At 61.4% G+C, this 22735-nt stretch carries 31 protein-coding genes; 30 read left to right on the top strand and 1 reads right to left on the bottom strand.

The annotated features are described in order from the left end of the window. Positions 1–200 precede the first annotated feature (200 nt). The 6 genes from JYG32_RS03120 to JYG32_RS03145 all read left to right on the top strand — a co-directional run bounded on the left by JYG32_RS03120 (position 201) and on the right by JYG32_RS03145 (position 4465). Positions 201–401, top strand: a complete 201-nt coding sequence (locus JYG32_RS03120) for a hypothetical protein (protein WP_213264606.1) — start codon at positions 201–203, stop codon at positions 399–401. Between the two features lie 103 nt (positions 402–504). Continuing rightward, positions 505–1359, top strand: coding sequence for a hypothetical protein (locus JYG32_RS03125; protein WP_213264607.1), 855 nt, complete (start codon positions 505–507; stop codon positions 1357–1359). Further along, positions 1356–3143 (top strand): toprim domain-containing protein, encoded by a 1788-nt coding sequence (locus JYG32_RS03130; protein ID WP_213264608.1) that lies wholly within the window; start codon positions 1356–1358, stop codon positions 3141–3143. The genes JYG32_RS03125 and JYG32_RS03130 overlap by 4 nt, the downstream gene beginning before the upstream one ends. Beyond that, positions 3140–3493 (top strand): hypothetical protein, encoded by a 354-nt coding sequence (locus JYG32_RS03135; protein ID WP_213264609.1) that lies wholly within the window; start codon positions 3140–3142, stop codon positions 3491–3493. The genes JYG32_RS03130 and JYG32_RS03135 overlap by 4 nt, the downstream gene beginning before the upstream one ends. Then, on the top strand, positions 3490–3843 hold the full coding sequence (locus JYG32_RS03140; protein ID WP_213264610.1) for a hypothetical protein: 354 nt from the start codon (positions 3490–3492) through the stop codon (positions 3841–3843). The genes JYG32_RS03135 and JYG32_RS03140 overlap by 4 nt, the downstream gene beginning before the upstream one ends. A gap of 322 nt (positions 3844–4165) precedes the next feature. Continuing rightward, the gene (locus JYG32_RS03145) at positions 4166–4465 is read left to right on the top strand and encodes a hypothetical protein (RefSeq protein WP_213264611.1); all 300 of its coding nucleotides are present in this window, start codon (positions 4166–4168) and stop codon (positions 4463–4465) included. An 8-nt stretch (positions 4466–4473) separates the two neighbouring features. Here the strand turns inward: JYG32_RS03145 and JYG32_RS03150 are convergent, their stop codons facing one another. Beyond that, on the bottom strand, positions 4474–4740 hold the full coding sequence (locus JYG32_RS03150; RefSeq protein WP_213264612.1) for a hypothetical protein: 267 nt from the start codon (positions 4738–4740) through the stop codon (positions 4474–4476). Positions 4741–5285: 545 nt separating this feature from the next. Between JYG32_RS03150 and JYG32_RS03155 the strand changes: the two genes are divergently transcribed. The 24 genes from JYG32_RS03155 (at position 5286) to JYG32_RS03270 (ending at position 22626) form a co-directional block, all read left to right on the top strand. Then, complete coding sequence (locus tag JYG32_RS03155; protein WP_213264613.1) at positions 5286–6062, top strand: hypothetical protein; 777 nt, start codon at positions 5286–5288, stop codon at positions 6060–6062. Beyond that, entirely contained in the window at positions 6059–8062 is a 2004-nt protein-coding gene (locus tag JYG32_RS03160; RefSeq protein WP_213264614.1) for a hypothetical protein, read from the top strand. Before JYG32_RS03155 ends, JYG32_RS03160 begins: the two co-directional genes overlap by 4 nt. Positions 8063–8064: 2 nt before the next feature. Then, a complete protein-coding gene (locus JYG32_RS03165; RefSeq protein WP_213264615.1) occupies positions 8065–8226 on the top strand; it encodes a hypothetical protein in 162 nt (53 codons plus the stop codon). Positions 8227–8228: 2 nt separating this feature from the next. Then, positions 8229–8402, top strand: coding sequence for a hypothetical protein (locus tag JYG32_RS03170; protein WP_175692948.1), 174 nt, complete (start codon positions 8229–8231; stop codon positions 8400–8402). Positions 8403–8604: 202 nt separating this feature from the next. Continuing rightward, positions 8605–10602, top strand: a complete 1998-nt coding sequence (locus JYG32_RS03175) for a hypothetical protein (RefSeq protein WP_249744616.1) — start codon at positions 8605–8607, stop codon at positions 10600–10602. A 1-nt stretch (position 10603) separates the two neighbouring features. Next, on the top strand, positions 10604–11239 hold the full coding sequence (locus JYG32_RS03180) for a hypothetical protein (protein ID WP_213264616.1): 636 nt from the start codon (positions 10604–10606) through the stop codon (positions 11237–11239). A 3-nt stretch (positions 11240–11242) separates the two neighbouring features. Further along, a complete protein-coding gene (locus JYG32_RS03185; RefSeq protein ID WP_213264617.1) occupies positions 11243–11587 on the top strand; it encodes a M48 family metalloprotease in 345 nt (114 codons plus the stop codon). Beyond that, the gene (locus JYG32_RS03190; protein ID WP_213264618.1) at positions 11580–11831 is read left to right on the top strand and encodes a hypothetical protein; all 252 of its coding nucleotides are present in this window, start codon (positions 11580–11582) and stop codon (positions 11829–11831) included. Before JYG32_RS03185 ends, JYG32_RS03190 begins: the two co-directional genes overlap by 8 nt. After that, a complete protein-coding gene (locus JYG32_RS03195; protein WP_213264619.1) occupies positions 11828–13201 on the top strand; it encodes a hypothetical protein in 1374 nt (457 codons plus the stop codon). Before JYG32_RS03190 ends, JYG32_RS03195 begins: the two co-directional genes overlap by 4 nt. A gap of 58 nt (positions 13202–13259) precedes the next feature. Next, on the top strand, positions 13260–13772 hold the full coding sequence (locus JYG32_RS03200) for a hypothetical protein (RefSeq protein WP_213264620.1): 513 nt from the start codon (positions 13260–13262) through the stop codon (positions 13770–13772). Between the two features lie 8 nt (positions 13773–13780). Continuing rightward, positions 13781–14539: a hypothetical protein gene (locus JYG32_RS03205; protein WP_213264621.1), complete on the top strand. Its 759-nt coding sequence runs from the start codon at positions 13781–13783 to the stop codon at positions 14537–14539. 16 nt (positions 14540–14555) lie between these two features. After that, positions 14556–15971, top strand: a complete 1416-nt coding sequence (locus tag JYG32_RS03210; protein WP_213264622.1) for a N4-gp56 family major capsid protein — start codon at positions 14556–14558, stop codon at positions 15969–15971. Between the two features lie 10 nt (positions 15972–15981). After that, a complete protein-coding gene (locus tag JYG32_RS03215) occupies positions 15982–16524 on the top strand; it encodes a hypothetical protein (protein ID WP_213264623.1) in 543 nt (180 codons plus the stop codon). A 23-nt stretch (positions 16525–16547) separates the two neighbouring features. Continuing rightward, entirely contained in the window at positions 16548–16973 is a 426-nt protein-coding gene (locus JYG32_RS03220; RefSeq protein ID WP_213264624.1) for a hypothetical protein, read from the top strand. 1 nt (position 16974) lies between these two features. Further along, positions 16975–17679 carry a hypothetical protein gene (locus tag JYG32_RS03225; protein WP_213264625.1) on the top strand — a complete coding sequence of 235 codons (705 nt, stop codon included), beginning with the start codon at positions 16975–16977 and terminating at the stop codon, positions 17677–17679. 4 nt (positions 17680–17683) lie between these two features. Further along, positions 17684–19303, top strand: a complete 1620-nt coding sequence (locus JYG32_RS03230) for a hypothetical protein (protein WP_213264626.1) — start codon at positions 17684–17686, stop codon at positions 19301–19303. Positions 19304–19306: 3 nt separating this feature from the next. Further along, positions 19307–19972, top strand: a complete 666-nt coding sequence (locus JYG32_RS03235) for a tail fiber domain-containing protein (protein ID WP_213264627.1) — start codon at positions 19307–19309, stop codon at positions 19970–19972. Next, complete coding sequence (locus JYG32_RS03240; protein ID WP_213264628.1) at positions 19969–20433, top strand: hypothetical protein; 465 nt, start codon at positions 19969–19971, stop codon at positions 20431–20433. Before JYG32_RS03235 ends, JYG32_RS03240 begins: the two co-directional genes overlap by 4 nt. A 50-nt stretch (positions 20434–20483) precedes the next feature. Then, positions 20484–20672: a hypothetical protein gene (locus tag JYG32_RS03245; RefSeq protein ID WP_059549433.1), complete on the top strand. Its 189-nt coding sequence runs from the start codon at positions 20484–20486 to the stop codon at positions 20670–20672. A 9-nt stretch (positions 20673–20681) separates the two neighbouring features. Next, complete coding sequence (locus tag JYG32_RS03250) at positions 20682–20900, top strand: hypothetical protein (protein WP_213264629.1); 219 nt, start codon at positions 20682–20684, stop codon at positions 20898–20900. 1 nt (position 20901) lies between these two features. Then, positions 20902–21384 carry a glycoside hydrolase family 108 protein gene (locus tag JYG32_RS03255; RefSeq protein WP_213264630.1) on the top strand — a complete coding sequence of 161 codons (483 nt, stop codon included), beginning with the start codon at positions 20902–20904 and terminating at the stop codon, positions 21382–21384. Beyond that, positions 21384–21782 (top strand): 3TM-type holin, encoded by a 399-nt coding sequence (locus JYG32_RS03260; RefSeq protein WP_213264631.1) that lies wholly within the window; start codon positions 21384–21386, stop codon positions 21780–21782. Before JYG32_RS03255 ends, JYG32_RS03260 begins: the two co-directional genes overlap by 1 nt. Beyond that, entirely contained in the window at positions 21779–22342 is a 564-nt protein-coding gene (locus tag JYG32_RS03265; RefSeq protein WP_213264632.1) for an aspartyl/asparaginyl beta-hydroxylase domain-containing protein, read from the top strand. The genes JYG32_RS03260 and JYG32_RS03265 overlap by 4 nt, the downstream gene beginning before the upstream one ends. Then, entirely contained in the window at positions 22339–22626 is a 288-nt protein-coding gene (locus tag JYG32_RS03270; RefSeq protein WP_213264633.1) for a cupin domain-containing protein, read from the top strand. The genes JYG32_RS03265 and JYG32_RS03270 overlap by 4 nt, the downstream gene beginning before the upstream one ends. The last annotated feature ends 109 nt before the right edge of the window (positions 22627–22735 follow it).

Genomic DNA, 22735 nt, shown 5'->3' on the forward strand with positions numbered 1-22735 from the left:
ATGCAAGGGAAACCGAGTTAGCCTATATACATCGACCGCCAATCGATGGACAGAGAGGGAAGCCCCGCTTGGGGAGAGTTGAGGTAAGCCGAACCCTCCGGCAAACCGAACCGGCTTGGCCGCCGGCAGCTTTCCCCAAGCGGGGTTTTTGTTTTGTCTAATTCGCACTGCTTAGGAAGTGGTGGGAAAGGATGGCAGGTATGAGACGCGTTAAAGATGATCGGTCAGTTGTTGATGACGAGGCGCGAGAGAAGCGTATCGCCGAACTCGGGCGCTTGATCGAAGCGTCGTGTGATCCGGACACGCGTCGACAGCGCTGGCTCGAGATGCAGGCCGAGATCTCTGCAAGGAGTTCTGCCCAGATTGCTCGGATGGAGCGCGCGCGGGGGCTGAGCCAATGAAAACGCTTCTCAAGCGCACCTTGCTGTGGGCATACGGCGCGGGCCTCTTGTCGCTGCAAACCACGCAGCGCGTCTATGACTTCTTCCGTCTGTCGAGGCACTGATGGCTGCCACCGATTACCTGCTCGATCTCGGGCATCCCGTTGCGTACTACCCGGGCCTTGTGAAGCACCTCGGCAGCGTCAACGCCGTCCTTTTCTTCAGCCAGATTTTCTATTGGCAGGACAAGGCCGCGTCCGAGCTCGGCGTGTACAAGACCGTCGAGGAAATCGAGACTGAGACGGGCATGACTTATCGGGAGCAGGCCACGGCCCGGAAGCAACTGGTCGAGCGTGGCGTGCTGATCGAGACGAACAAGCGGCTCGAACATCGCGTCTACTACCGAATCGACTTGGTTCGTTTGAACGAGATGCTGGAATCCGCGAACTGCGGAAAGCGCATTTCGGGGGAGGCTGATTCCGCAGTCCGCGGGGCAGCGAAAGCGCAAGTCGTTAATAAGACAAAGACTACTACAGAGACTACATCAAAGAGTACGGCTGACACGTCAGCCAAGCGCGATGTCGTTGACGAAAAGTTCGATGAAGCATGGCGGCAGTATCCGAAGCGTGAAGGCTCGAATTCGAAGCAGGCTGCGCAGCGGGCATGGAATGCTCGGATCCGTGAAGGCATCGATCCGGATGTGCTGGCCGCTGCGGTTGTGGGCTACGCAGCGGCGATGAAGGCTGCAGGGAACATCGGCACGCCGTACGTCAAGCAGGCGTCGACGTTCTTCGGTCGTGATCGGCATTTCGAGGAGTACGCAAAGCCGAGTGCAAAGGGGGATCTCTTCGACGGCGGCGCGGTTCCGTGGTGGAAGGCCGCGGGCTTCACGTACCAGTGGCAGGCCACCAATGCCGGTTGCAGCGAGCGATCTGCGCACCTCTGGGCGAACGGCGTCCGGACGGGGGTGCCCGCATGAACGCGCGCGAACTCGCCGAGCTGCTGGCGGAGAACGCGCAAACGATCGCCGAGTACCTGCTGCCGAACGGCCGCAAGTCGGGCAAGGAATGGAAAACCGGTAGCACGGCCGGCGAGAAAGGCCAGAGCCTGTCGGTATGCCTTGGCGGCGCGAAGCGGGGCGTATGGAAGGATTTCGCCAGTGGCGAGGCAGGCGATCTGCTCGATCTCTGGTGCGCGTGCCGGTCGCTGTCCGTAGCAGACGCAATGCGCGAGGCAAAGCAGTTCCTCGGCGTGCGGGACGACATGCCGAAGCGGCTGGCTCCGACGTACCAACGTCCGGCACGGCCAAAGGCGACGAGGCCGACGAGCCTGCTGGACGAATGGTTCAACGGCCGCAGGATCACGCCTGAAACCGTAAAGGCGTTTCAGATCGCCGAGCAGACCAACGGGCCGAAGACGCACATCGTCTTCCCGTACCTCCGCGGCGGCGAACTGATCAACGCCAAGTACCGGAACATCGCGGACAAGAAGGACATGCGGCAGGAGGCCGGCGCCGAGCCGTGCCTGTTCGGCTGGAACCTGATCGACCCCGGCGTGCGCGTGATCGCGATCGCAGAAGGGGAGATCGACGCCATGACGCTGCACCAGGTCGGGATTCCCGCGCTGTCCGTGAACGCCGGTGCCGGCAATCACCAGTGGATCGACAGCGATTGGGAGCGCCTGGAGCGTTTCAGCGAAATCCTGCTCTGCTTCGACAACGACGAGGCCGGCCGCAAAGGGGCGCACGAGGTCGCGAACCGCCTCGGTATCGAGCGCTGCCGTGTCGTGTTCTTCGGCGAGTCGAATGACGCGAACGACTACCTGCTTGCCGGCGCTACGCCTGAAGATTTCCGCCGCTGCTGCGATCAGGCGTCGGGCTTCGATCCGGACGAGCTCAAGTCGATCGAGCGCTTCTGGTCGAACGTCAAGTCGATGTTCTATCCGGCGTACGAGGACGAGAACTGGCCTTATCTATCGTTCTGCGGTCGCAACGAACTCTGGTTCGAGTTCCGTCCCGGCGAGGTGACGGTCTGGACGGGTATCAACGGCCATGGCAAGTCATTGCTGCTCGGGCAGGTGCTGATCGGCTTGATGTGCCAGGGGGAGCGCTCGTGTGTGTTCTCTGGCGAGATGAAGCCGGAGATGCAGGGCAAGCGGATCGCAAAGCAACTGGGGGGCCTGGATCGACCGTCACCCGATTACCTCGATCATATGGGGACGTGGCTGCGCGACCGGATGTGGGTGTTCGATCTCGTTGGGGTCGCGGCAATCGAGCGTTTGGTGACGGTCTTCACGTACGGGTTCAAGCGCTACGGGATCCGCCACTTCGTGATCGACAGCCTGATGATGACCGATGTCCCGGAGGACGGTCACGGTGCGATGACGGCGCAGAAGGAGGCTATGCGGATGCTCGCCAACTTCGCGCGCCAATACAACGTCCACGTGCACCTGGTCGCTCACCCGCGCAAGGGGCAGGACGAAAGGCGTAGTCCCGGGAAGATGGATGTCGGCGGCAGCGGAAAGATCACGGATGCCGCGGACAACGTGTTTTCGGTGTGGTCGGCGCAGAAGGATCAGGATGACCAAAGTGTCGACGAACCGGACGCATTCCTCACGCTTCTGAAGGCACGAAACGGAGAAACGCAGCGCCGGTCGCTCGCGCTGTTCTTCAACCGCGACTGCATGCAGTTCGGGCCGAGCGAGAGTCGCCGGCCGTTCGTGTACCTGCCGTTCAGTCAGGCCGGGACGACGGAGGTCGCGTGAAGCAGATTGAACGTGACGGTTCCCCGCAGCGCCAGATCTGCGCTCTGCTCGAGCGCGTGGGCGCCATGACGATCAACGAGTTGGCCGAGGCCCGTGGGATTCATCCGCGCGCTACTGCGCGTCAACTCGACGCGTTATCCGAGTCGGGATTCGTTCGAGCGTCTGGAACACCGAAGCGATATACGCGTACCGCCAAGCCGATCCCTGCCGTCGTGCCTCTGACGCCGAAGGCCGCACGCATTGCTGAGCGCCGGCGGCGCGATGAGGTGGCAGTTTCGGCGCCGTTCCGGATCCCGGAGCCGACGGAACTCGACCGAGTGATGTTGTCCTGGACAGGAGCGCTCGCGTGATCTCGCTGCGCAACCTGTCCAATCCGGATCTGGTCGGACATCGCATCTGCGGCCTGCTGGAGCAGCAGGGGATGCTTACCCAGGCGAGTCTCGGTTTGCAGATCGGTGTGCCCCGCGGGACGATCTCGAAATACCTCACGGCGTTGACCGATGAAGGCTATACGTACATCGCCAACTCCATCTCCTACTCCAAATCGAGCGGACCAAAGGGTATCAGGCGCGGCGTAATCCTGCTCTACGCCAGGACGAACAAACCGCTGCCGACCATTCGCGAAAATCGCGACGAGGTTACTCCGGCCGAATTGCACCGGATCATGTGCGGGATCGTCCAGCGCGGGAAACAGCTTTAACGTGGTCGCGTCTCCTTCACTACGGTGATTCGCCCGGCACGTCCGGGCATTCTTTTCTGGAATGCGCCTCGAATCCTCCATCTGTCCGCAATGCAAGCGCCTCTGGCGACTGAACATCGTCGCCATGCTGCGTGAAGCCAAAGGGAAGAGATGGGTGTGCCGCGTCTGCCAGATCGCCAACGAAGCAGATGCCGCAAATAGGCAGCGCGGGATAGAAGAAACGCCAGACGGGGGCCCATTAGCCCAGGCCCGAACAACTGGTGTCGCGCCAGCTCGATAAACGTGGCTGAATGGCGGAGAAGCACCGCCAGGACCGACCGGAATGGCTGAACGCACCAAGGCGCAGCAGGTCGACCAAGCCGGATATACCCGCCGCGGCCTAGCAACGCTTCAAAAAAAGCGGGTGGGAGGTTGCGCCCTTTCCATCGGTCCGGAGCTGAACATGATCGCGTACGCCATCTTCACATCTGACGGCACACTGCTTGCCACAATCTCGACGCCGACTCCGCCGACGCTCGAGCAGATAGCGGACTACTGCGCGGAAATCAACGGATTCGCCGATCGCGACGAATGGATGTACGAGGCACGCATTGGTGAGATCACCTACGCGCCCGTCCATTGATTGGTGCTTCAGATCGACCAACCGAGCTTATCCGCGAGAGAACGGTATGCATTCGCGAGCGCTGCGGCGGCTTCACGATCTACGAACGGCTTCGGGTCACATAGCACCCCAGTCTGGAATCCACCCGATGCCCGCTGTTGCGATCGCTGAACTGCGGCGCGGTACTGCTCACCAATGAGGGCTTCAAGGTCATCGCGGATCGACGAGTTGCGCTTCGCCAGTTCAATGAAGATCGTCTCCAGCGCAGTCAGTCGCGCTTCGGTTTCATGGTCCACGGTCTGCTCCATGTGAGGACGACCCACTGATCGCCAAGCGCTACGGTAGCAGGTTTCGGATGTCGAGAGACTGAGCGAAGACATTCCCTCGCGTGCGCGCACATACGCGCGAGAAAAGGCTCAGGCAGGGATGACGGAAGAGGACGAAAGGTGGCGCAAGAAGGTGTCCTGCGAGCCTCAAAAATACCCGTTTCCTGCCTCGGCCCAATCCATTCATTTTCCTTTCTGTCACATTAGAAAGCTTTCATGCTGCATCGCATTCGTCGTGATCGTCGCATCGTCCGACCGATTTGATGGCCTAACTCATTGATTATATTGAATTGGTGCGATGCATCTAAACTTGACATAATGGGTGCTATCAGTCGAAACAGGGTATTATCATGGTCTAATGAGATCGATTCTCATCTATTCCTTACTAAATCCTAACTCTGGGACCACCCTGGGGCCTCCGGACCGGGGTGACGAAATTTTGCGGACCCTCTCCCCAATCCGCTCGCGGGAAAAACATTGATGATCGCCTCTGACCAAGGATTCGGAGGTGAGAGATGGGCAACGGTTACGTGAAGTCGGTCAGCACTGATCCGATAGCGATTAATTTTCCATTCGGGGCGACACTGGGTCGCGCGTCGGGTCATACGCGCGTCGCGATGTATGGATTCAACGGCGCTCCTGCGGCGGGGGCAGATGTCTGGGTAGGGCAAGGGGCATATCCGTTCCAGACGACGGCGCAAGCGCTGGAGATCATCTCGTCGTCTGCGAATGACGCTGCGGCCGGCACCGGTGCCCGCACGGTGACAGTGCAGGGGCTGGACGCGAACTTCAACGCGATCCAGGAAACGGTCACGCTCAACGGAACGAGCGCCGTCGCGCTCGTCAACAGCTACCTTCGCGTGAACAGCGTCCAGGTGGCGACGGCTGGAAGCGGCAATACGAACGCCGGCACGCTCACGCTTCGGCTGGCTGGCGCTGGCGTATCGCAAGCGGTGATGACCGCTGGTATCGGGTATGCGAAGCAGGCGATCTATACGGTTCCGACTGGCTTCACGCTGATCGTGACGGATCTGTTCTTCGCGGTCGGTGGGGTTGCAACGACGGTCAACGTGACGTTCAGTTTTACGCGCATCTCGCCGGCGGGGCTGATCACCACGACCAACGAATACCCGACGATCCCGTTCACCCCGACCCAACGCCAAGTTGCGACCGGCACGATGATCGCATCGCAAACGGCGCTCACCACGCGCATTACTGGCATCACCAGTACGCCGCCCTCCGCATATGCCGGGTTCGAAGGAATCCTCGTGGCGAACCAGTACCTGCAATGAGACTGACCAACGGTGCGTTGCTGAAGGCGATCTCGGATGATCGGGCGCTCGGCTCGGCAATGCTGTTCCCGCATCGTCATCCGCAGGCGTCGCCTGCGTTTCACGTAGAAGTCATGGACCTCTGGCGATGTGCGGACGAGTGGGTGCTGATCGAGGCGTTTCGGGAAGGGGCGAAGTCGACGCTGTCCGAGGAACACCTGCTGATCGAAGCGTGCTTCGGCAACTTCGGTTACTGCCTGATCATCGGTGAGACGTACACGAAGGCTTGCCAGCGTCTCGAGGCGATCAAGTTCGAGGCGACCCGCAATACGAAGCTACAGGGACTCTTCGGTCGTTTGAAGGAGTCGGGGCGCGTCTGGAACGAGCACCAGATGGAGCTTTCGAACGGCGTGCTGCTCGAGGCTCACGGATGGGAAGAAGAGTTCCGCGGCTTCAAGTGGCGTGACATCCGTCCCGACCGAGCGTATCTCGACGACATCGAGAACAAGGAGCGGGTCAAGGATAAGTCGGCGGTCGATGCTTCGATGCGGAAGTTGTACCTCGAGTTGATCCCGGCGATGGACAAGGTCAAGGGCAAGATCCGGGTCACCGGGACGCCGTTGGCCGAGGACTGCATGATCACCCGGCTTCGTGACAACCCGGACTGGATGAGCCGACGCTATCCGATCTGCAAAGGCGACATCGACGACCCCGCTGCGGAAGCGATGTGGCCGGAGCGCTATCCGATGGACTGGGTTCGTCGGAAGCGCGACGAGATGGAGCGGGCTGGGCAACTGCGCGGCTTCATGCAGGAATACATGCTCCTGGCGATCGGCAGCCAGGACAAGCCGTTCGAAAGTGATCACATCCGGGAGTGCGCGGTGGACCCGGCGCCGTGGCTGCCGAAAGTCGTGATCACCGATCCCGCACGGACCACCGACCTGAAGAAGAGCGACCGCACCGGTCGCGTGGTGCTCAGTCGCCTCGGCACGAAGATTTTCGTGCATGCCAGTTCGGGCGAGTTCTGGAAGCCCGACGAGGTGATCGCCGACGCGTTCACGAGCTCGGCGCGCTACGGCAATGCGACAGTGGCGATCGAGAAGAACTCGCTCGATGAATGGCTGCTGCAGCCGATGCGCGCCGAAATGCTTCGCCGCGGCGTGACGTTGGCGCTTCGCCCGCTGTCCGCGCCACAGGACCGAGACAAAACGCAGTTCATCATGGGCATGCAGCCCTTTTTCGAGGCTGGCGACATCGTGCTGGTCGGCGGCCAGGGCGCGCACCCGAAACTCGTCGCCGAGATCCTGAATTTCCCCAGCGGCAAGCGCGACATTCTGAACGCGCTCGCGTACTTCCAGCGCGTCTTTTCGGGGGTGCCCGTGTACGAAGACTTCGGGCAGTGGAACCTCGTCGCCGAGTACGAGCCGAGTCAGCAGCATCCGCTCGCGCTCACGTTCAACGCGACGGGCACGGAAACCACCGCGGCACTCGTCTGCATCGAAGGACAGCGCATCGTAGTCGTTGCGGACTGGATCTCCCCCGTTCCGCCGAAGGAGGCGGTGCCTGACATCGCGCAGCTCGTACGTGCCGCATTCCCGCGCGCACGCGTGACGGCATGGCTGCCGGCCGATGTGCTCGACCAGGCCGACCGCATGCCGATCGTGCCGGCGCTGCGCGCGGCGGGGCTATACCCGATGCGCGGCGCGTACGTGAATGTCGCGCGCGGTGCGCTGTCACCGCTGATCCGCACCGAGGCCAAGGGACGGCGTCTGTTCCAGGTCGATCAGGAGGGTGCGAAGCACTCGCTCAATGCGATGGCCGGTGGCTACAACTATCCGGTCGATCGCGCGGGAAACCGGAATACGCTCCCCGAAACCAGTCCGCACCGTACCCTCGTCGAGGGCCTCGAGGCGGCCGTGTACGTGATCTGCTCGCAGCAAGCGGACGTCCTGCCGGAAGGCGTGAACATGGGCGTTAATCCGCAAGGCGTGAGCTACCTGACCACCTTGCCGCGGAGATGACCATGGCAGTCGATCGCAAAATCACACCCAAGGCGCCGTCGCAGCGCCCGTCGGATTTCTACAAGGGCAAGCAGCAAGGCGGCGCGTACGGCAAGCCGGAGAAGGTCGGCGAGCGTATGCAGGGTGGCCCGATGCGCGAAAAGATGTCGAAGTCGGGGCTGTGATCGTGAAGAAGCCCCGCGAATACCAGGGCACGCGCTCCGAGTCGCGCCCGGTCGGAGATTTCTTCGGCAAGAGTGCGAAGAAGCCGAACGACGACGACCGCCCGAAGCGCACGCCGAAGGACCGCAACACGGGCAGCTCGGCCGCGCGGCGGCTCGCCGGCAAGGTCATCGGCTGATCTCTCCATGGTGCGCCCGAAAAAGCCGAAGAAGCAGGACGACAAGCCCGCGGTCGAAACACTGGACGCGCGGGCGCTTGACGCTGAAAAGACGGGCGAAGACATCGAGAACTGGGCCGACCAGCCTGACTCCGACGCCTACACCGAAGCCGCGAAGCTGTACCCGAAGATCGCGAAGTGCTACCAGAACAAGCAGGAGCAGATGGACCGCTGCGAAGAGTACTGGTCCATCTACAACGCTCAGCCGGACGAGAATCAGCAGTATTCCGGCAACTCCCAGTGCTACATCCCCGCAGTGCGCAACGCCGTCAACGCGCGTGTGAAGCGAACGATCGCGCAGCTCTTCCCCGTCAACCACAAGCACGTCGGCGCGACCGGCCCGGACGGGAATATCCCGTTCGCGCAGATCAGCCTGCTCGAGCATTACATCCGCTCCGCGATGGTCAAGGACGTTGTGCGCGCCGACTTGATAGCCGGCGATGTGACGGGGCAGTGGAACCTCTACGTCGACTGGTCGCGCACGCAACGTCGGATCACCGAGCTGATCAAGAAGCCGCCGATCCTCGAGGACCATGAACTCGGTGGGGAGGTCGAAGACCTCGCCGCGAATGACGACGACTGGGATTGGGAAAAGGAAGAGAAGGAGGTCACGACCGAAGGCCCGGACATCGTGCAGTTCGCGACCGAGGACCTGGCCGTCTATCCGCCGACCTGCAACGACATCGAGAAGGCTACCGCGACGGCGATCCGGCTGCGCCTGACGATCGACGCCGTGGAACGGTTCGTGGACGAGGGGGTTTTCGTCGGCGTCGAAGCGAAAGAGCTGATCGACAATCTAGCGAAGCCGGACGGCGGACGCGAGAAGTACGTACCGCCGAAGAAGCGCACCGGTGACGCCGGCATCCGCACGGAAGGCACGTTCAAGTACGCGCTGATTTACGAGGTCCACACCAACCTGGATCTGGGCAACGGCAAGGAGCCGTGCTTCGTGTATTTCGCCGGGCAGGACGTGATCCTCGGGATCATCCGGAACCCGTTCTGGTCGGGCAAGCGGCCGATCATCTCGGCGCCGATCGAGCGCATCACGGGTTCGTTCTTCGGCATCTCGAAGATCGAACCGGTCAAGTTCCTGCAGTGGAACCTGAACGACTACTGGAACATGGGGCAGGATTCGGCGCAGTACAGCCTGCTGCCGATCACCATGGTCGACCCGCTGTCCAATCCGAACTACCAATCGATGGTGGTGGGGCTTGCCGCGGTATGGCTGACGGACCCGAACAAAACGAAATTCGCGAACTTCCCGGCCATCTACAAGGACGCGATGATGCTCTGCCAGGGCATCAAGCAGGAAATCAACGAGTCGATGGACGTCAACGACGCCATGCTCGGGAAAGCGCCGGTGGGGCGCAAGAATCAGGCGCAGATGGCGGCGCAGATGCAGTCGCAGGAGTCGAACATCATCGACAACGCGAAGCGGTACGAGGAAGTGATCCTCAATCCGCTGCTCGAATGGATGTTCGAACTCGATCGTCAGTTCCGCACCGAAGAGCTCACTGTGGAAGTGCTCGGCGAAGTCGGCGCGCGCGCGAACCTGCAGACGATCCCGCCGCAGGCATTCGGCGAGCGCTATTTCTTCCGCTGGTGTGGCACATCGTACCAACAGAACCTGCAGCGCATGCAGCAGATGATCTCGTGGATGAACGTCCTGCGCGGCATCCCGCCGCAGCAGCTCGACGGCCGACGCCTGAATATCGGCCCGATCCTCGAGTACGGCACAGAGCAGATCTTCGGGCCCGAGGTCGCACCGCGCATCCTCATCGATGAGCGGAACCTGTTCCATCTCGAGCCCGAGGACGAGAACCTGATGATGCACAACGGTCTGCCGGCCGAGATTCACCAGGCGGACGACGATCGTGCGCACATCGCCTCGCACCTGCAGGCCGCGCAGCTCACGGGCGACGCGGCAGGCCTGTTCCGCGCGCACATTCAGCAGCATCAGCAGGCCATGCAGGCCAAGCTCCAGGCGCAGATGGCACCGAAGCAGCCGCAAGGGCAACCGGGCGTGCCCGGCGGCGCGGGGTCAGGTGTCGCGGGTACACCGCGTGCCGGCGCGCAGCCGGGGCAGCCACGGCCGCAGGGCCCGGCCGGGATGATTCACCCAGACCAACTCGCTTCTCCTACCTCCATGCCGAGAGGGTGATATGGCCGATCAATTTCAGATTGCGCAGTCGATCCTGCAAATTCTCGGTGGGATGGCGGATCCCGCATCGTTGAAGCAGGCGATCATCAGTGTCGCGAATCAGACGCAGAGTGCACTCAACACTCTGTCGACGCAGCCTCAGGCACCAGGTGGCCCCGCGGGCGGAGATTTATCGGGCAACTATCCGAATCCGACGATTGCGAAAATCTCCAATGCGCTGACGTCATACGGTGGCCTTTCGCTCGTTGCCGAGGGTGTCCCTGTCCAAATCGCATCTGCCGTTCAGTTGACGCAGGCGGCAAACATTTCGTCGACGACTCTTTACACGGTTCCCGCCAACGGCGCCGGATGGTACCGAGTGTCAGCTCAGGCCGTCGTAACGCAGGCGGCAACGACATCTTCGACGCTTCCCAACGTCGGCGTCACATGGACCGATAACGATTCGGGAGTGGCGCTGTCTGCTACCACGATGACGTCGACGAACACGGCCAATGCGCCGGGTGCGTTCGGACTTGGCTCACAGATGATGTACGTCAAGGCAGGTACGACCATTCAGTACCAGACGAGCAACTACGCATCGTCCGGCGCCACACCGATGCAATACGCCGCTCGCGTTCGTCTCGAGTATCTCGGGTGATATATGAAACGCTTCGTCGCCCGATGCACGCCGTGGGGAACCATTCAGACCGGCATCTTCTTTCGATCGCTGACGGAGATCGAGAAGGATGCCGTGATTGCACACGAGCGCGCACACCTGATTCGACATGATCCGTGGCGACGCCTCTGGTGGCTGATGACGCTGCAACTCGTTCTTCGCCCCGAGTGGGTCTTCGCACGCGTGCGTGAGCAAGAACTGGAGGCGGATCAGTACGTGAAAGAGCAGGGCCTAGCCGCAGGCATGCGTATGTTCTTGCGCCGGCACCCGCATCCCGGCAGCGCGCTGCATCCGAGCTCACAGGAAAGGCTGGAGGCGCTCCATGTCTGATGCATTTCACATCACCCCCTATCAGGTCAGGGCGGAAGGCAAGGACGTTCCCCCGAACGAGATCCAGGCCGCGATCAATTCGCTCGCGAATCAGACGACGGGCGCGCTGAACACACTTGGTAACGGAGCGGGTCCAGTCTTCTCCGCGCTCATGACTGCATGGTTCCTCAGCTTGCCGACGTCGCCGGGCCCGGTCGGAACTCTTTGGAATGACGGCGGAACTCTTGCATTGGTGTTGCCATGAAGAAACTGCTTTTCGCAATTTTCGTTCTGTTGTGGTTGGAAACTGCGGTGCTCGCTCAGAGCTACCCGTCGCCGACATACAAAAATGTGACGCTGCAAAATGCGCTGGCTGTTACATCGGGTGGAACGGGAACCACCACGGCTACCGGTACCGGGTCGGTCGTGCTTTCCACGTCCCCGACAATTTCCAGCGCGACATTGCCGAACGTTTCCATTACCAGTGGTAATAGCGTCTTCACAAACTCTTCGATCGGCGGAACATTCAGTATCACGAACGGATCAGATGTAATTAACGCGAATAACAATGCGAATAATGTTCTGGTATTTAGCGGCACTGGCTCGAGCACCGCGAAATTCATCTCGACGTTGTCGAAGGGCGGCTTTATCCCATCGTCTGATACGAACGTAAGTGACGGGATCGCATTTCGGTCTGATTTCATCAATACGGCAGTATTCCAAGGGATGAACCCAAGCGGGACCGCCGGATATGATACGAACCTCACGTTGTATCGGCCGGCCAGCACGAACAATGCATTCCTTGGCGTAACGATGTCTCCCACCCCGGGAGCGGAGCAACATCTGTGGATGGGCACGGATTATGTAAATAACCGATACACATTCACGGAAACGATCACCGGAACGGGCACGTATCTGCCGATCACGTTCCTCAACGGTCAGGCTCAGGCTTTCCAGATTGGCACCGGTACGACGCCGACCACAACCTTTTCCGGTGGTGGGGTCGTCCTGAATGGTACCGAAGGCAATCAGATTACGTGGACTCTCGGCGGCCAAACTTGGTCGTGGAATATGGCGTCGGGTGGGAATTTTTACATTCACGATGGCACGAACAATAAGTTTCCGCTGACGGTTGTTCCGAACTCGACGGCTTCCTTGCAAATCGGGCCTGGCACGTCGACATTCACAGGGAGCATTACCCCATCTTCTACCGCGGGCATCGTCGGCACCACGACGAACGACAACGCCAATGCTGGGAGCGTGGGTGAATACCAGAGCGTCACAGGAAGTTCCACGGGCCTGACGAGCGGCAGTTACGTTGACCTCGCGACTCTTTCCCTGACGGCCGGCGATTGGGATACGGAATGCACGGTTTCATTCGTGCCGAATGCCTCGACCACAGTGTCAGCGCTCGTGGCTGGCGTCAATACCGTTGCAAATACTAACCCGATGGCCGTGGGCAACGGCACCACTCTCGTCTCGATTTTCACCACTGGTTCAGGGCAGCTCATCGCGACGCCCGTTGTCCGAGAAAGCTTGTCGTCTACTACGACTATCCGTTGTGGTGGTCAATCAAACTTCGGCACAAGCACGATGAACGCTATTGGCTTTCTTAGGGCCCGGAGGATTCGATGATGTTTGAGAAGTCGGGAAACCGCTATACAAATCTCGGAACCCTGATCAGGAGATCATCGTGCGCAAAACCATCCTGGCCCGTCTGATTGGCCTCATCTTCCCGGCTATCGGCCCCGGTCAGAACCCGAACGTGCCGATGAATGGTGCGTTGCCCGATCAGATCGGTTTGAATGCCTCGATTCTCGGCATCAACCCGTTGCAGGAAGCGATCTATAACGCGGACGCGGCGACAGCATCGAAGACACTTTCGGCAACCGAAATCAGTGGCGCCGCGCAGTGCTTTCTCGCCTTCACCGGAACTTTCGGCGCCGGCGGTGCGATCACGCTGCCGACGGTCGCCAATCTGATTGCCGCGCTCCCCGCCGTAGTGCAAGCCAATCCGGTGGGTATGACCTGGCAACTGCGGATCATCAACGTTGCTACTACGCAGACATTGACTGTGACGACGAATACCGGGTGGACGCTGGCCGGCACGATGACCATCGCCACGACGGTCTTCCGTGACTTCGTGGTCACCATCACCAGCGCGACAACGGCCAGCATCCAGGCTGTTGGTGCGGGCAACGCATAAGGACGGGCATGAACAAGCTCCTGAAGCGACTTCTCGGTTTTCTGTTTCCCGGCGTTGATGATGGCGATCCGTCGGATCTTGGTTCTGACGCTGGGGGCGACGACGCTGGCGCTGGTGATGCTGGCGGCGGCGATCCTGGCGCTGACGCTTCCGCTGGTGATGCTCAGGATGACGATTTCGACTTCGATTTCGTCGAGCCGGCGACGCCCACGCGTCGCTCGACGTCCGATGCGGATCGTCTGGCCGCGCTCGAGGCGGAAGTAGAGCGGCGCGGCCGGCTGGTCGACGCTGCACGCACCTCCGCGCCGCCTGCTCCGGATCGAGATTTCGAAACCGAAGAAGCGCGTCTGCGCGATCCGAATACGACGGACATAGAGCGCTGGCAGATCCAGTCGAACCGCACGTTACGTCAAAGCCAACAGGCTGCGCAAGCGGCGCTGTTCCAGGCGCAGGATCTGCGCGATCAAACGCTGTTCGAAGCGAAGATCGCGGCCGACCCACATCGCGCGCGGTATCGCGAACGCGTCGAAGCTGCGGTGCTGGAAGAGCGCCGGCAAGGTCGCAACGCCTCGCGTGAGGCCGTCTACTACTACATGCTCGGCAAGGACATCGCGGACGGCAAGTTGAAGCCAAAGGCAAAAGCGAAATCGGCCGCCGCCGATGTACCGCGCGGCAAGACGCCGGGCGTGCGCTCGACGGTTCCGGCCGGCCGAGGGCAAACCGAACACCAGAAGCGCGCCGCGCGTCTGGCTGACGTGAACATCTGACCAGCACGAGGACACCATGCTGACGAAAATTCTGGCCCTCCTGACGGGCTTCATGTTCCCCGGGGTGACGAACCAGTCGTCGAGTTTTACGGCTGACGTTGAAGCGTACATCCAGGAAGAGGTCGAGCCGCTCGCGCGCCGCCAACTGGTTGCGTACCAGTTCGGCAAGCCGCTCAAGCTCGACACGAATCGCGGCACGACATACACCGCGTCGCGCTACCAGCGCTTGCCGCTGCCGTACGCGCCGCTGCAGGAAGGCGTCGCGCCTCCGGGTGAGGCGATGACGCTGCAACAGGTCAGTGCGACCGCGCAGCAGTGGGGCGACCGCGTCATCATCACCGACGTGGCGAACCTCACGATCAAGCATCCGCTGTTTCAGCAAGCTTGCGAGCTGGTGTCGCTGCAGATGCCGGAAACGCTTGAGCGCAACACGCTCAATACGCTGCTGTCCGCGCCGCAGGTGAACTACGCCGGAGGCGCCGCAAACCGCGCCGCCCTGACGGCGTCCAACGTGATGTCGCCGCACGAGTCGAACCGCCTGTTCGCGTCGATGGCCGCCTACGGCGTGCCGCGCTTCAACGGCGACGAGCGCGAAGACATGATGATCGAGGCGGGCTCATACCGCGATCCGTCTCAGACGCCGCGCGTCAAGCAGCACTACGTCGCGCTGATCAGCCCGTTCTCGGCGCAGGACATGCGCGAGAACTCGTCGGTTCAGCAAGCCTGGGCGTACAGCGACGTGAACCGGCTCTACAACAACGAGCTGGGCGATTTCGGCGGCATCCGTTTCTGCGAAACGAACATGATGCCGTACTGGACGGGCGCTGCCGCGATCAACGGCACCGCGTCGACGTCCGGCGGTCAGCTAGCGACCGGCACGTATTACGTGCAGGTCACCGCCGCGCCGGCGCTCACGTCGGTCGAGCAGACGATCTACCAGGTGTCGTCGTCGATTAGCGTGACGGGCCCGACCGGCTCGATCTCGGTGACGCTGCCGTCGTTCCCGAACTACGTGTTCAACGTCTACATCGGCACGACCGCGAACCCGGCGAACCTCGCCACCGCGATCGGCAACGGCGTGCCAGTGACCGGCGTGCTCGCTGGTCAGGCGACGCAGCTGCAGCCGAACCAGACGGTGACGCTGACGGGCATCGGCGTGACGCAGACGCCGCCGGCAGCGCCGGCGAACGGCGTGTCGGTGTTCCCGGTGCTCTTCATCGGCAACCACAGCTATGGCCAGGTGCTGCTCGAGAATCCCGAGTTCCACTACCTGACCGGGGCCGACAAGTCGGATCCGCTGAACCAAACCCGGGTCGTGTCGTGGAAGGTGTTCTACGGCTCGATTCTGCTCAACACGGCCTTCCTGGCTCGCGTCGAATGCGGCTCCGCATTCGCGCCGGGCTACCAGGGCGGTACCGTGACCACCCCGTAAGGAGTAACTGATGGCCGCACGTAACTCGCAGGAGCCGGCAAAACCGGCTCCCGAGTCGGCTGATGCCGACGAATTTCTTGGCGGCGCCGGTCCGGTGTCGAAAGCCGCAGCCGAAGCGCCGCTCGACGAAAGCCGCGAAGCGCTGCTGGAGCGCATCAAGGCGCTCGAAGCAGAAAACGCCAAGCTCGGCGCGGAGAAGGATATCGCCGAGGAAGAGTCGGCACGCCTGTCCGCGCAAGCGCAGTCGGCTCTGCTGACGTCGGGCGTCGTCGAGCGTTTCGCCGGCAAGGCCGAGGACGGCAAGACGGATCTCTGGTGGTATCGCATCGATCTCGCGCCGTGCGGCGGTGAGCACCTGAAGATCAACGGCACGCCGTACCTGCATGGTCACACGTACAAGTTCGACACGGACACCCTGCGCTCGATCAAGGAAATGGTTGCGCGCACCTGGGTGCACGAGAACGACATCAACGGGCACGCGTTCAACCCGTACCGGCAGGCGCAGAACAAGGTGCTCGGAGGCGGCCCCGTGCCGACCTGGGCACGATCGTAATCCCCCACCCCGAAAGGAAGACCATGTCGCAAGCCTCTCAGGAAGTTACGGCTGCAACGGTGATCGGCAACTTCACGATCACCCTCCCGGCGCCGAATCAGGCGCAGCTCTCGGCCAGCGGATATCTGGTCGAGGGCGAATCGAAGGATTCCCTCGACAGCCGCATGGACCTGGCGCGCGAAGCGCTTCAGCGTCAGCAACGCATGCTCGAGATTCCGGTCCTCGAAGCCCATATCGAGCAGTGGGAAAAGGCGCGTGACGACGTCGCGCGCGCATACGCGGATCTGCTCGAACGCCACAACGCGAAGACCGCCGGCAAGGCGGGTTCGAAAGCATTGTCGAGCCAAGAGCAGGCGAACCTGAAGAACGCACCGCAGCAACTGAAGGGCATCGAGGCCGAACTCTCGAAGGCGCGCCAGAAGATCGCGGACGCGCGCGCGGGAGCGTGAAATGGCCTACCTCCAGGCCCAACAGATCGTCGCGCGCGCATGCGCGATTGCGAAAGCGCCGGGATGGCTTTCGCAAGGCGGAATCTATCTGAACATGGTCCTGGAGGACCTTTGGCTGCATCGTGACCTGAAGATCAACCGGGTCGTTGAATTCGTGACAGTGCAGGCGAACAATTACGGCCCGTTCACGCTGCCGCTGAACTATCTGCGCACGTACGACCTGTTCTTCCAACAGAACAACCTGCCGTATTTCCTGCATCCGATTTCGCCGGAAGAGTGGGACCAGGAGTTCAAGGACCCCTCGATCGCGAACTACCCGTACGAGTTCATGACCCTGCTGTACGACGAAACCACAGCGCAGACTAACAACTCGGCGGGACAGCTTTTCATCTATCCGCAGTCGTCCGGGCAGATCGTCCTGACGCATCGATACATGGTGAAGCAGCCGGACATCACGACGCCCGAGTCGTCGGCTGTCATCCCGTGGTTTCCGGACCAGAACTACTTAATCAAGGCTACGGCCGCGGAGCTGATGAGCGAGACGGACGATGCCCGTCAGGACTCGTTCCGCGCGCAATGTGAAGCGATGCTGCGCACGCACCTCATCATGGAGGGCGACGAGCAGCAGGTCGTCAAGTCGGTGCGGCTCGATCCGCGGCGCTTCCACACGAATCGCACGCTGAAGCCGACGAAGATCACGGACTAGGGCCATGGCTATCCGCAACGCGAAGCCGGTCCGCTTCACGCCGAAGGGCCTCTGCGATGCATTCGACGCGACGGACGCCTTCGCCGGTGCATGCCAGCTTCTGACCAACCTCGTTTTCGACCAAGGCAATCCGGAGCTCATCGTCGCGCGTCCGGGCGTAGGCGCCGCGGCCACGACGTTCAGTGGTTTCACCACACCGACGTTCGTTTCTGTGCATACGGTCGTCGGGAACGTGGCATACGGCATGGTGTCGACGGCGCGCACCGCGGGATTCGACGAACCGTTCGCATTCAACCTGCTGACGAGCTCGTTCATCACGATCAGCGGGGTGACGTCGGCGAATGTACCGGCCTCGCCGGCTACGAGCGGGGCGTGGACACCCCCGACAATGGCGATCGTGGGTACGAAGATCTTGATCACGCACCCGGGCTTCAGCGGCACGGGATCGAACTTCTTCGGCGTGATCGACATTTCGACGCCTTCCGCGCCGGCCTGGTCATCGTCGAACCTCGCGACGAACCCTCTTACCGCCGTGCCGACTTCGGTCGCAAACTTCAACAACCGCGCCTACTTCGCAGTCGGCAACGTGCTGAATTTCAGCGATCCGCTCGCTCCGCTCACGCGGACGAATGCGTCGCAGGCTGTGACCGTAGGGGATACGACACCGATCACTGTGCAGTCGGGATTGCCGATCCAGACGACGACTGCCGGCGTGATCGGTGCGTTGGTGGTCTTCAAAGCGGGGCAGGTCTGGCAAGTCACCGGCGACCCGGCAACGAATAACCTCGCGCTGAACTACATTTCTCTGACGACGGGATGCGTGTCACCGCGCAGCGTCGTGCAGGGCCCGTTCGGCATCGTATTCGCCGGTATCGATGCGCCGTACGTTCTGAACTTCCTGGGCACGCTGGTACCGCTATCTAGCCGGCCCGGAATGGATTTCCCGGCGGACTTGCAGGTACCGTTCCAGAACGCGACCCAGCCTTCGCGTATCAGTGCAGCATTCGCCGGCAACACGTATAGAACCTGCGTACCGACGCTGATCCAGGGTCAGCAGCAGACGAACGATTACTGGTATGACATCCGGCGCAAGCGCTGGAACGGGCCGCATACGTTCATCTATGACTGCGCGTCGCAGTACGGAGAATCGTTCGTACTTTCCAGCGCGTCGCAAGGGGCGGCGCTCTTCGTGAGCACGACGATCCCCACTTCGAACTCGTTGTACCTGGACGCCGGAGCGTCGTTCGTCTGCCATCTGCAATCTTCGAACTTCCCGAAGACAGGGCATATGCAGCAAGTGCAGGTCGTGGAATCGACGATCGAACTGTCATCGACCGGCGCCGCAACACAGTTCGGTCTGACCGCTCTGGACGATCAGCAATCGACACTCGCGAGCACGTTTGCGATGACGCCCTCGTCCGGAGGGCAATGGGGATCGTTCCTATGGGGATCCGGGAACTGGTCGTCGAACGCCAGCATTCCGCACGTCTATACGATCCCGTGGCCGACCGCGCTCGTATTCCAGAAGATGTCGATCGACGTTCGAGCCACCCCGGTGAACGCCATCAAAATCGGAACCTTCTTCGCCCGGTATCAGGATGCCGGATACACCAATCGAGGCTGAACCATGACCACCATTATCGGCACGTTGCCGAGCACGTTGCAGAACGGTACGACCGCAGATGCGTCGCAGGTCATGACGATCCTGAATTTCATCGTCAATCAGGTCAACGCCAACGCCCAGGCCGCCGGGAGCTATGCGCAGCTGAGTGGCGCCGCGTTCACCGGGCCGATTTCCGTGAGCGTGACGGGTTCCTCATTCACCGGGCGAAACCTTTTCAACATCAACGGTGCGGGCCAAGGGGAAGTCGGCCTACAAAATACGACCGGCAGTTATTTCTATATGCGCGGTCGATCGGCATCCGGCGGCATGGAGTGGGTCAACAATGCCTATTCGGCAGTCGTCGCCTTCATGGATGACGGCGGCAATTTCACGGCGACAGGACTCACCGCATCTTCCGATCGGCGTCTGAAATCGCATGTCAAGCGCATTCGAAGCGCCACCGAGGTGGTATTGGCGTGGGTCGGGGTCACGTTTCAACGGAAGGGCGACAAGACCAAACGGCGGCATGCCGGCTTCGTCGCCGACGACATGATGGAGAGCGCGCCCGAACTCATCTTCGAAGACGAAAGGGGCTTCAAGAGCATCGCCTACGGCAATGCATCTGCTTACCTCGCCGTTGCCTTTCAGGAACTGGAGGCGCGCGTGCGCAAGCTGGAGTCGAAGAAATGACGCTACCTGCTTCGTTTCCGCTATCCATGTCGCAGATTGCTGCGGAATTGGGTCGCACATTGCCGCTCTCGCTTCTTGATTCGTGGGTGGTCGCGCTCGCCGGGAAGAGCGGGGCTCCGGTTAGCTTCTCCGATCTGCTAGGTCAGACGGGAACGGCGACCGGTAACGCGACTGGCACGTCTGGGGGCGGAGGCATCATCGCGCCGTTTTCATCGCCATGGTTCAGAGGGCAGATCTCGCAGCTCGGGGCAACGACTGGAGGCGCACCGGGGTTGACGGTATCCATCTCATTCAGCAGCGCACCGAACTGGAATGGAAACATCCTGTTGAAGAACATCACGACCAACGCGTCAATCGTTCTGGGAAAACAGAACTCGACGTCGTGGCAGGTGAATAGCAATCCGGGAAATATCGTGCGCGCCGGCGTTACGGACAACTTCACGATCATGCCATCGGCCTAGTCGTGGCGGGAAACGGCTATATCGTATTCGCAAACTAAATCGGGGAAACCATGGGAAACCGGACTCTTACCGAAGACGACGTCAAGGCGATTGCCGAGCAGATTGAAAGTGGCATCACCCAACGCTTTCAGCTCAACGTCGGCCGTGGAATTCTCGGGCTAGCGTGGCGCGTTTTCATGTACGCCCTGGTCGCTGTTGCCGCGTATGGCGCGGGCGGTGGACTCAAGAAATTCTTCTAGGAGGTTGTCATGCTCGAAGCGATCAAATCCGTCATCGAAGCCAAGTTCCAGGCGCTCGCAAACGATGGCCGTGCCTTCGTCGACAAGGTCGAGGAAATCGTCGGCCTCGGCAATGCTGCCAAGGAGCTTACCGATCTCGAGGGGCACATCGCGGCTATCGTCAACGATACCGAGGCGCCCGCCGAGCAGAAGGTCGAACAGATCCTGCGTGCGGTCGGGAAGCTCTGAAATGAGCAGCTTCGACGACGCCTTCGAAGCCCTGATGGGCAATGAAGGCGGGTACTCGAACAATCCAGCCGACCCGGGAGGCGAGACGATGTGGGGCGTTACGGCCCGCGTCGCGCGCGCGAACGGGTATGGCGGCGACATGCGCTCGATGCCGCAGGCAACCGCTCGGCTGATCGCGAAGCGGGTCTACTGGGATCCGTACTACTGCGATCAGTTCGACCCGCGCGTGGCGTTCCAGGTGTTCGACGCGGCGTACAACGGCGGGCTGCCGGTGACATGGCTGCAGGAAGCGGCCGGGCTGAAGCCCGACGGTCGGATCGGTCCGGTGACGATCGCTGCGGTGAACGCTACGGATCCGGTGCGGCTCGTCGCACGGTTCCTCGCATACCGGCTGAAATACCTCGCCGATCTGCACAGCTGGCCGTCGTTCAGCCACGGATGGGCGAACCGCATCGCCAACAACCTTTTGAAGGGAGCCGCGTGATGGGATTCCTCGATCCGATTTCCGCAGTCTCAGATGTCGTCGGGAAGATCATCGATCGCGTCTGGCCGGACCCGGCGCAGGCCGCTGCGGCGAAGTTGCAGCTGCTCCAGCTTCAGCAAACGGGTGAGCTCGCGCAGATCACCGGCCAGATGCAGATCAACCAGGCCGAGGCGCAGAGCACCGACCCGCTGCAGCACTGGCGCGGCGGGATGGGCTGGGTGTGCGTGGCCGGCTACGCCTGGAATTTCGTGCTGCGCCCGGCGATGAGTGATATTTCTGCGCTTTTCGGACATCACATCGTCCTTACGGAAATGGATCTCACGCAGCTCGCGACGATCACGATCGGGATGCTCGGCCTCGGCGGCATGCACGTCTATCAGCAGGTCAAAGGCAAATGAACAACCTCGTCCGGATCGGCGCCGGCATCGATACCGCGCCACTGCTTCTTGCGATCGCCCGGCAACCTGGCCTGTGGGATCGCCATACCGCTCGCACTGCGGCGGAGGGTAGCCCGCACGCGGACGTTTCAGATATCTGGCTGCGCTACAACGACGAGAAGCCGTACAAGGCAGCGGGCGACTACACCGGATTCAACGATGCTCACGATGCGATCTTCTATCCGGAGTGGTACGCACTGCCGCAGGTGCGCCCGATCGTGTTCGGCCTGATGGCGCGCGTCGAGGGCACACGCCTTGGCGGCATTCTCATTACGAAGCTGCCGGCCGGGAAACGTATCCTGCCGCACGCGGACGACAGTTGGCACGTGAAGCACTACAACACGAAGCTGTACGTTCCGCTTCAGACGAATCCGAAGTGCATTAACCGCGTCGAGAATGACGTGGTCGTAATGGCGCCGGGAGATGTCTGGTACTTCGACAACACGAAGGAACATGAGGTGGTCAACGATGGCGACGACGATCGGATCACGCTGATCGTGTCGATCCGGTGCGAGAAATGAGCATCAAACATCACTTCACGGCCGGCGGCGTGTACGCGCGCGAGCAGACGCTGTGCGCGGGCGAGGACGTGCAGAAGCATGTGCACGACTACGACCACCTGAGCTATCTCGCGCACGGCACGGCGATGCTCGATGTCGACGGCGAGCTGCAGGTACTGCACGGGCCGTGCATGCTCGAAGTGAAGGCGGGGCGCGCGCATCGCATCACTGCGCTGACGGATCTGACGTGGCTCTGCATTCACGCCGAAAGCGTGGCGGATCCCGAAACCTTGATGAAGGGGTGAGCCATGCCATTTGCTGCAGTCGCCGGAGGTTTGGCCGCGGGCGTGGGTGGGTCGCTCGTGTCAGGGTTGCTTTCGCCCGGGACGTCCGGAGGTAGCGGCGGCGGGGGTG

Origin of the sequence: Burkholderia pyrrocinia, from assembly GCF_018417535.1 — a bacterium.
Classification (GTDB): Bacteria; Pseudomonadota; Gammaproteobacteria; order Burkholderiales; family Burkholderiaceae; genus Burkholderia; species Burkholderia pyrrocinia_E.

Excerpts from the sequence above, each read along its gene's own strand:
- JYG32_RS03120 (WP_213264606.1), top strand. The coding sequence starts at position 201 with ATGAGACGCGTTAAAGATGATCGGTCAGTTGTTGATGACGAGGCGCGA.
- JYG32_RS03125 (WP_213264607.1), top strand. The coding sequence starts at position 505 with ATGGCTGCCACCGATTACCTGCTCGATCTCGGGCATCCCGTTGCGTAC.
- JYG32_RS03130 (WP_213264608.1), top strand. The coding sequence starts at position 1,356 with ATGAACGCGCGCGAACTCGCCGAGCTGCTGGCGGAGAACGCGCAAACG.
- JYG32_RS03145 (WP_213264611.1), top strand. The coding sequence starts at position 4,166 with ATGGCTGAACGCACCAAGGCGCAGCAGGTCGACCAAGCCGGATATACC.
- JYG32_RS03155 (WP_213264613.1), top strand. The coding sequence starts at position 5,286 with ATGGGCAACGGTTACGTGAAGTCGGTCAGCACTGATCCGATAGCGATT.
- JYG32_RS03160 (WP_213264614.1), top strand. The coding sequence starts at position 6,059 with ATGAGACTGACCAACGGTGCGTTGCTGAAGGCGATCTCGGATGATCGG.
- JYG32_RS03165 (WP_213264615.1), top strand. The coding sequence starts at position 8,065 with ATGGCAGTCGATCGCAAAATCACACCCAAGGCGCCGTCGCAGCGCCCG.
- JYG32_RS03175 (WP_249744616.1), top strand. The coding sequence starts at position 8,605 with ATGGACCGCTGCGAAGAGTACTGGTCCATCTACAACGCTCAGCCGGAC.
- JYG32_RS03180 (WP_213264616.1), top strand. The coding sequence starts at position 10,604 with ATGGCCGATCAATTTCAGATTGCGCAGTCGATCCTGCAAATTCTCGGT.
- JYG32_RS03185 (WP_213264617.1), top strand. The coding sequence starts at position 11,243 with ATGAAACGCTTCGTCGCCCGATGCACGCCGTGGGGAACCATTCAGACC.
- JYG32_RS03190 (WP_213264618.1), top strand. The coding sequence starts at position 11,580 with ATGTCTGATGCATTTCACATCACCCCCTATCAGGTCAGGGCGGAAGGC.
- JYG32_RS03195 (WP_213264619.1), top strand. The coding sequence starts at position 11,828 with ATGAAGAAACTGCTTTTCGCAATTTTCGTTCTGTTGTGGTTGGAAACT.
- JYG32_RS03205 (WP_213264621.1), top strand. The coding sequence starts at position 13,781 with ATGAACAAGCTCCTGAAGCGACTTCTCGGTTTTCTGTTTCCCGGCGTT.
- JYG32_RS03210 (WP_213264622.1), top strand. The coding sequence starts at position 14,556 with ATGCTGACGAAAATTCTGGCCCTCCTGACGGGCTTCATGTTCCCCGGG.
- JYG32_RS03215 (WP_213264623.1), top strand. The coding sequence starts at position 15,982 with ATGGCCGCACGTAACTCGCAGGAGCCGGCAAAACCGGCTCCCGAGTCG.
- JYG32_RS03220 (WP_213264624.1), top strand. The coding sequence starts at position 16,548 with ATGTCGCAAGCCTCTCAGGAAGTTACGGCTGCAACGGTGATCGGCAAC.
- JYG32_RS03225 (WP_213264625.1), top strand. The coding sequence starts at position 16,975 with ATGGCCTACCTCCAGGCCCAACAGATCGTCGCGCGCGCATGCGCGATT.
- JYG32_RS03230 (WP_213264626.1), top strand. The coding sequence starts at position 17,684 with ATGGCTATCCGCAACGCGAAGCCGGTCCGCTTCACGCCGAAGGGCCTC.
- JYG32_RS03235 (WP_213264627.1), top strand. The coding sequence starts at position 19,307 with ATGACCACCATTATCGGCACGTTGCCGAGCACGTTGCAGAACGGTACG.
- JYG32_RS03240 (WP_213264628.1), top strand. The coding sequence starts at position 19,969 with ATGACGCTACCTGCTTCGTTTCCGCTATCCATGTCGCAGATTGCTGCG.
- JYG32_RS03245 (WP_059549433.1), top strand. The coding sequence starts at position 20,484 with ATGGGAAACCGGACTCTTACCGAAGACGACGTCAAGGCGATTGCCGAG.
- JYG32_RS03250 (WP_213264629.1), top strand. The coding sequence starts at position 20,682 with ATGCTCGAAGCGATCAAATCCGTCATCGAAGCCAAGTTCCAGGCGCTC.
- JYG32_RS03255 (WP_213264630.1), top strand. The coding sequence starts at position 20,902 with ATGAGCAGCTTCGACGACGCCTTCGAAGCCCTGATGGGCAATGAAGGC.
- JYG32_RS03260 (WP_213264631.1), top strand. The coding sequence starts at position 21,384 with ATGGGATTCCTCGATCCGATTTCCGCAGTCTCAGATGTCGTCGGGAAG.
- JYG32_RS03265 (WP_213264632.1), top strand. The coding sequence starts at position 21,779 with ATGAACAACCTCGTCCGGATCGGCGCCGGCATCGATACCGCGCCACTG.
- JYG32_RS03270 (WP_213264633.1), top strand. The coding sequence starts at position 22,339 with ATGAGCATCAAACATCACTTCACGGCCGGCGGCGTGTACGCGCGCGAG.